The following is a 5532-nucleotide window of genomic DNA, read 5'->3' as shown; positions in this document are numbered from 1 at the left end:
KGGATCCCAAATCAGAATGCAAGATCAATCCCGGACCTGGACGTTGTGCCTGATAAGCGTTTTCTACTGCCTTTAAAGCCAGTTCAGTCGTCATGTGGCGGTCAAAAGCGTAACCGACAATCTTTCTGGAATGTAAATCCATTACGGAAGCCAGGTAGCACCAACCGTCTCTCAAAGTATGAATGTACGTAATATCCGTAACCCATTTCTCGTTGATGGTTGTCGTTGAGAAGTCCTGGTTCAGCAGGTTATCGTGTTCTTCCATCTTGCCCTTATTGGAATGGGGACGGTACTTTTTTCTGATAATGGAATAAATGCCTGCAGCCTTCATCAAACGCTGAACCCGTTTCAGGCTGACTTTGATCCCTTCTTTTTCAAGCATATGGTGGATCTTCGGTGCTCCGTATCTCTGCTTGCTTTCCGTATGGATTTTTCGTATTCTGTCTGTCAACTCCCGGTTTTCCCGTTTTGTTTTTGACTCTTTTTTTTGTTTGGATTGATAGTAGGTACTTCTCGGCACGCCAAGGACCGTACACATGGTTTTAAGGTCATAATGGTGTTTGGCTCTTATCTCGTCAATCATGGATATAACAGTGGTTTGATCTACTTCTTTGCGAATATGGCCATAGCTTTTTTTAAGATTTCGTTTTCCTCTTTCAGCCGGTGCAATTCTTTTTGCAGGTTCAGAAATTCTTCCGGGGTAAAAGAGCTCCCGTCATCCAGCTTAACCGGTTTTTGTTTTCTGATCCATTTGTAGATTGTCGTTTCAGACAGGCCATATTCGCTGCAGATCTGTTTTACTGGTGTTCCAGTTTGATAAAGCTCAACCACCATTTCCTTAAATTCAGCATTATAACTTTTACGTTTTTCGCCTGTGTTACCCATATCAGGACACATCCCTTCGTTAATATTATATTTCACTAAAGGGTGTCCATGAAACTATACTAGCATCAAACTTACAAATCTTTAGGATGAATAGGATGTCTTAATCTCTCCAACGTTTCCGCATAATGATGAGGACAGTTCCAATTTTATTACAGACCTCATGTCTTTGATAAAGCAGCGATAATCATAATCCTCCATTTCATCATGGCAAGAAACAGAACCGGCGGATGAGAATATTGTTGAATATACATCTCCTTGAAAGAATGGCTGATCGGAACGATGTGGTCGAAGATTTTGGGGAAAGCGCGATGGATGATTATAAACAATGTCGATCACCGAAGGGCAATCATCGATTAACCGTAACCTAAAAACGCTACGTATTAAGGAGCGAAATCATTGAATGAAAAATTTGTTTGGGGTCATACTCTTATCCATATTAAGCATGGCTGGGTTCTTTTTTATCAGAGTGTCTCCATTTGCTTTTAAGCTCGGATACTCACTTATGAGCCAAAAGGTGTTTCTGTTGGTCATAGTCACTACTTGTTTGTCCTTTGTATTATTTTTGTCCCTATTTTGGAAAAGTATGGTTGTCATGGTCAAAGGCATGGGGAAACGTTCAAAGATCATCCTTTTTTCCTTCACGCTCGTCCTTTTAATTTTCACTGTTGTGATGGAAATTAAATTGATAAACACTTTTGTCGGGATTTCAGGTGACCAGTCAAGTCCATACGACTATAATGATTGGTTAAATATTTATAAGTACCCTATCTACTTCAATATGTTTACCTTTGCCGGACCGATTTTGGTTGTTATCAGTGCCGCTCTTATAAATTTCAAACGTAAATCAAATTAGGATCTGCTGGCTATGTGACATAACAACTGCAAATTAATCAATTTGTCGGTGAAACCTTTGTAAACGATCTGCAGCCATTCGATGGATTTGTTTCTTATCCCTGAGCGCAATGAATCAATGGAACAAGTGATTTTGATTTGTTTTTTTTACGAGAATTATATAAATTTATTTAATACCTCATGCAGAGCTGCCATGAGCGACTTAACAATACTCAAGAGAAAGTTGAAATTCGCGTGCTCGTTTTATTAAGTGAACGTTCGATCAGTTATCCTTCATTTTTGGCACATCGCATCTTTTCATTTGATTTATTTACAAATCCCTAGAGCTCGAATGTTTTTCAATCCATGCGGCTATTTCTTTGATTGAAGGTTTTTCCATAACCATTTTGAGGGTATAATCTTCCGCCATTTTTTCGGGGGCTGTCAACAGGTAGCCATTCACCCAAAGAAATTGCTTCATTGCCGCAAATCCTGTGCGTTTATTGGCGCTAAGGAATGAGTGGTTTGAACATAAGCTGGCGTATAAGGCGGCGGCTTTCTCCCAAATCGTCGGATAAGCGTCTTCTCCAAAAGCGCTTTGTTTGGGGCGGTTCACGACGCTTTGAAACAAGGCGACGTCCTTGATTCCGTGTGGTTCCTTCGGGGTATATTTTTTTATCATCAACCAGTTCAGCAAGAGGATCTCTTTTTCCGTCAAATATCGCGTCATGCGCTATACCCCTATTTTTCGGCCAAATTGCGGAGTGTATTGTTGTATCGATCGAAAAGATCTTTAAGGCCATCAATAAAATCTTGGTCAAAATCTTCGAAGACGCTGTAATCCTTGGGAATATATTTTTTGATCGTCACCTTCCCGTTTTCTTCCAATATAAATTTAATTTCATCGCCCTGTTTTGCATTTAAATGATCTAAGACTTCCTGTGGAAGGGTGACTCCAAGGCTGTTTCCGATTTTCGTTATTTTTCTTTCCATGTTTTTCACCGCCGTGGATGACATTTGGTATGCCTCCTTAATTATCATCATTTTATGCATTAATTATAACACGTTATAACAAATTATTATATTTAATTAAACATAACCTTTATCAAAGACAGAGGGGCATTTTATTAGAACAGGAACAGTATATAGAACAGTGGGACGACGTTGCTTTAGAAAAGAGTTGATGATAAAACCCGCGGGCATCCAAACCTCTTTAGAGCATTTCAAACTAGATTGTACAAAAAATTTTATAAAATCTTGACAGCGTCCTATTAACGATATAGATTAAGACTGAAAAGAATGACAATTATAACAAGAATAACGGTGGCGAGCGACGAGTTACAGGGAAAAATGAGAGGTGCGAGATGGAACATAGAGTCGTCGGGCAAACGAAAACGGTCGGGTTCCAAGTCGGGGTCAGAAGGACCTTCCCTATCTCACAAGAAAAAGCGTGGGAGCTTGTGACTTCCCCAGAAGGATTGGATTTATGGTTGGGGGAAGGTGCCGGTGCCAGCGTTGTTCTGCAACCCGGTCAACAATATGTTTCAAAAGCGGGATCGGGTGAAATCCGCATTGTGCGACCTCTTCAACAGCTTCGCTTGACTTGGAAAAAAGAAGGATGGCAAAATTCGTCCACGGTTCAAGTGCGGATTCTTCCTAAGGCCGGCCAAAAGACCACCATTAGTTTTCATCAAGAGAAACTTGCGGATAAGCATGTGAGAGAAGAAATGAAAGTCTATTGGGAAAAAATTCTCGAAGTGCTAAGAGAAAGGGGTCAAAATGCCATTTAAGACGTCCGTTTGATGCTCGCACTTTAATGACCCGAATTTTTAAGGAGGGTTGAGATGATGAATCCATTCAGCCACATCGACCTTAGAGTCAATGATTTGAAGAAAGCCTTGCCGTTCTATGAGAAGTTTCTTCCTGAGCTTGGCTTCACTCGGACGTTTCATAACGTGCAATGGAAAGTGTTTGCCGCCGAAGGGGATCTCCCAAGCGTGGCCTATTTCGCCATCACCGAGGACCCTGCCCACAAACCCAACGGAAACCTCATCGGATTTTGGGCCAAAGACCGTGAAGAGGTGGACAGGTTGGCGCGGCTCATTCAAGAAATCGGCGGGAAAATTACCAGCGGCCCCAAACTGTTTCCGATCAGCCCCACTTATTATGCCGTTTATTTTGAAGATCCCTGTGGAAATCCATATGAAATTGTCCATCGCCTGAACTGATAAATGGTTTGTTTTAGCTTCATTCAGCGGCAGCGGTGGATCATGCTCCTTTGTCCCTAAAGCGGGGCTTTTTTTCATTAGGTTTGCGAAACGAATGCTGAGGCGGACTAGATATCACCATCCATTCGTCGCATCTTTTTAGGCCAAATATTTACTATAAATTATAAATATAGTATATTAAAACATATCATTTCAATACAATATTACACAAAATGGATAACGGTGATTGAAACGGAAAAGCATACAAACGGATTGAAGTAGTGTCTTTACAAAATAGAATGGGAGACTAATTGATTGAAAATCGGAGGTCTACATGGGCAGAAAACTCGAAGAAAACAAAGAACTTTTCAACACTTGGGCGACGACATATGATCAATCTGTAAAAAAACCGACAGGGGTTTTAGAGGACTATAACACCAGCCTGAAAACCGCAGCGGGTATGGTCGATCATTTTAATTCTGGAAGAATATTGGATATTGGAATCGGTACCGGCAATTTTACGGAACTCTTTGTGACCCCGGAAACGGAAGTGCATGGTCTGGATATTTCAGATGAAATGTTAAAAGAATGCCAAAAAAAGTTTCCTCAATTTCATCTGACCCTTGGGGAATTTCCCAATATTAAATATCAAAACGAGACATTTGATCTTGTCATTTCCAGCTTTTGTTTTCATGAGATTCCTCCTAATCAAAGAAACGAAGCATGCCGGGAAATTTACCGCATCCTAAAACCGAATGGTTATGCGCTTCTCTTAGACATCATGTTTGTGTCGACCCAATCAAGAAATCAAGCGGAAGCCGAGGTGGAAAATTGGGATCCAAGTGAGGAATATGCTTTGGTAGGCGATTTAAACGATATGTTGTTAAGTGCGGGGTTTTCAAATGTCTTCTGGAGGCAAACAGCCAAATATCATTGGTGTGTTTGTGCCAAGAAAAATGGTGAAAAGGAAGATCCCCCTTTTAAAGAATGAAAAGCAATCTAGAAAGATTGCTTTTTTCTATGGTTGTTTTGCGGCATGAACGCCTCCAAATGCCACAGAAAGGATTGCCGGTCGCTCAATAATACCAAGGCTTGCCTCTGCCGAATTCAGGTGCGAAAGCCGGTCGATTAATCCAATCGGCTAACAATAAAAATGACGATCCAAAACACGATGAATCCCAGACTATTGGATAGAATCTGTTTCCGGTTTGGTTTTCTAAAAATGAAATAGGATAAATAAAGCAGGAAAGCCATGATATAAAAAACGATAAATAGTTGAGTCCGTAAAATTGTGTAAAAAGGAAATGTAAAAAGAGCCACGTTGCTTTCCCTTTGATAGAATGAAAGTGAACCAAAAACCAAACAAAAAGGAGGAAAGCAACTATGGCTCAATACAATATTACAATAAGCGATGAAATCCTGCACGGGTTCTTGTCGCAAGATCAAGGACTGGCCAAACTGTTGGAACAGGTCTTGAATCAAATCCTTGAAGCCCAGTTAACGGATCAACTTGGCGCCGGCCGTTATGAGCGCACAGAGGAACGAAAAGGCTATCGAAACGGGTCTTATCCCCGGCAATTGACGACTCGGGTGGGACGGTTGACCTTGC

At 41.0% G+C, this 5532-nt stretch carries 6 protein-coding genes and 1 pseudogene; 4 read left to right on the top strand and 3 right to left on the bottom strand.

The window, feature by feature from the left end; translation table 11 throughout:
• The 3 genes and pseudogenes from CCB157_RS17715 to CCB157_RS15785 form a co-directional block, all read right to left on the bottom strand.
• Positions 1-885, bottom strand: a pseudogene (locus CCB157_RS17715) (IS3 family transposase); the annotation flags it as partial.
• A 1162-nt stretch (positions 886-2047) separates the two neighbouring features.
• Positions 2048-2434, bottom strand: coding sequence for a type II toxin-antitoxin system death-on-curing family toxin (locus CCB157_RS15790; protein WP_158077351.1), 387 nt, complete (start codon positions 2432-2434; stop codon positions 2048-2050).
• A gap of 23 nt (positions 2435-2457) precedes the next feature.
• Positions 2458-2733, bottom strand: a complete 276-nt coding sequence (locus CCB157_RS15785; protein ID WP_143287106.1) for an AbrB/MazE/SpoVT family DNA-binding domain-containing protein — start codon at positions 2731-2733, stop codon at positions 2458-2460.
• Between the two features lie 347 nt (positions 2734-3080).
• Between CCB157_RS15785 and CCB157_RS15780 the strand changes: the two genes are divergently transcribed.
• The 4 genes from CCB157_RS15780 to CCB157_RS15765 form a co-directional block, all read left to right on the top strand.
• The gene (locus CCB157_RS15780; protein ID WP_077616799.1) at positions 3081-3506 is read left to right on the top strand and encodes an SRPBCC family protein; all 426 of its coding nucleotides are present in this window, start codon (positions 3081-3083) and stop codon (positions 3504-3506) included.
• 57 nt (positions 3507-3563) lie between these two features.
• Positions 3564-3944, top strand: a complete 381-nt coding sequence (locus CCB157_RS15775) for a VOC family protein (RefSeq protein ID WP_077616805.1) — start codon at positions 3564-3566, stop codon at positions 3942-3944.
• A 313-nt stretch (positions 3945-4257) separates the two neighbouring features.
• Positions 4258-4914, top strand: coding sequence for a class I SAM-dependent methyltransferase (locus tag CCB157_RS15770; RefSeq protein ID WP_143287105.1), 657 nt, complete (start codon positions 4258-4260; stop codon positions 4912-4914).
• 392 nt (positions 4915-5306) lie between these two features.
• The coding region (locus tag CCB157_RS15765) for a transposase (protein WP_193432318.1) at positions 5307-5532 on the top strand (226 nt) is incomplete at its 3' end.

It is taken from the genome of Caenibacillus caldisaponilyticus (assembly GCF_002003465.1).
GTDB lineage: Bacteria > Bacillota > Bacilli > Bacillales > Sporolactobacillaceae > Caenibacillus > Caenibacillus caldisaponilyticus.
Note: the sequence above shows the minus strand (reverse complement) of the source record. Positions and strands in the feature narration are given on the sequence as shown.

What these genes read in the sequence shown, in the direction of transcription:
- CCB157_RS15780 (WP_077616799.1), top strand. Translation starts at nt 3,081, where the DNA reads ATGGAACATAGAGTCGTCGGGCAAACGAAAACGGTCGGGTTCCAAGTC.
- CCB157_RS15770 (WP_143287105.1), top strand. Translation starts at nt 4,258, where the DNA reads ATGGGCAGAAAACTCGAAGAAAACAAAGAACTTTTCAACACTTGGGCG.
- CCB157_RS15785 (WP_143287106.1), bottom strand. Translation starts at nt 2,733, where the DNA reads ATGTCATCCACGGCGGTGAAAAACATGGAAAGAAAAATAACGAAAATC.
- CCB157_RS15775 (WP_077616805.1), top strand. Translation starts at nt 3,564, where the DNA reads ATGAATCCATTCAGCCACATCGACCTTAGAGTCAATGATTTGAAGAAA.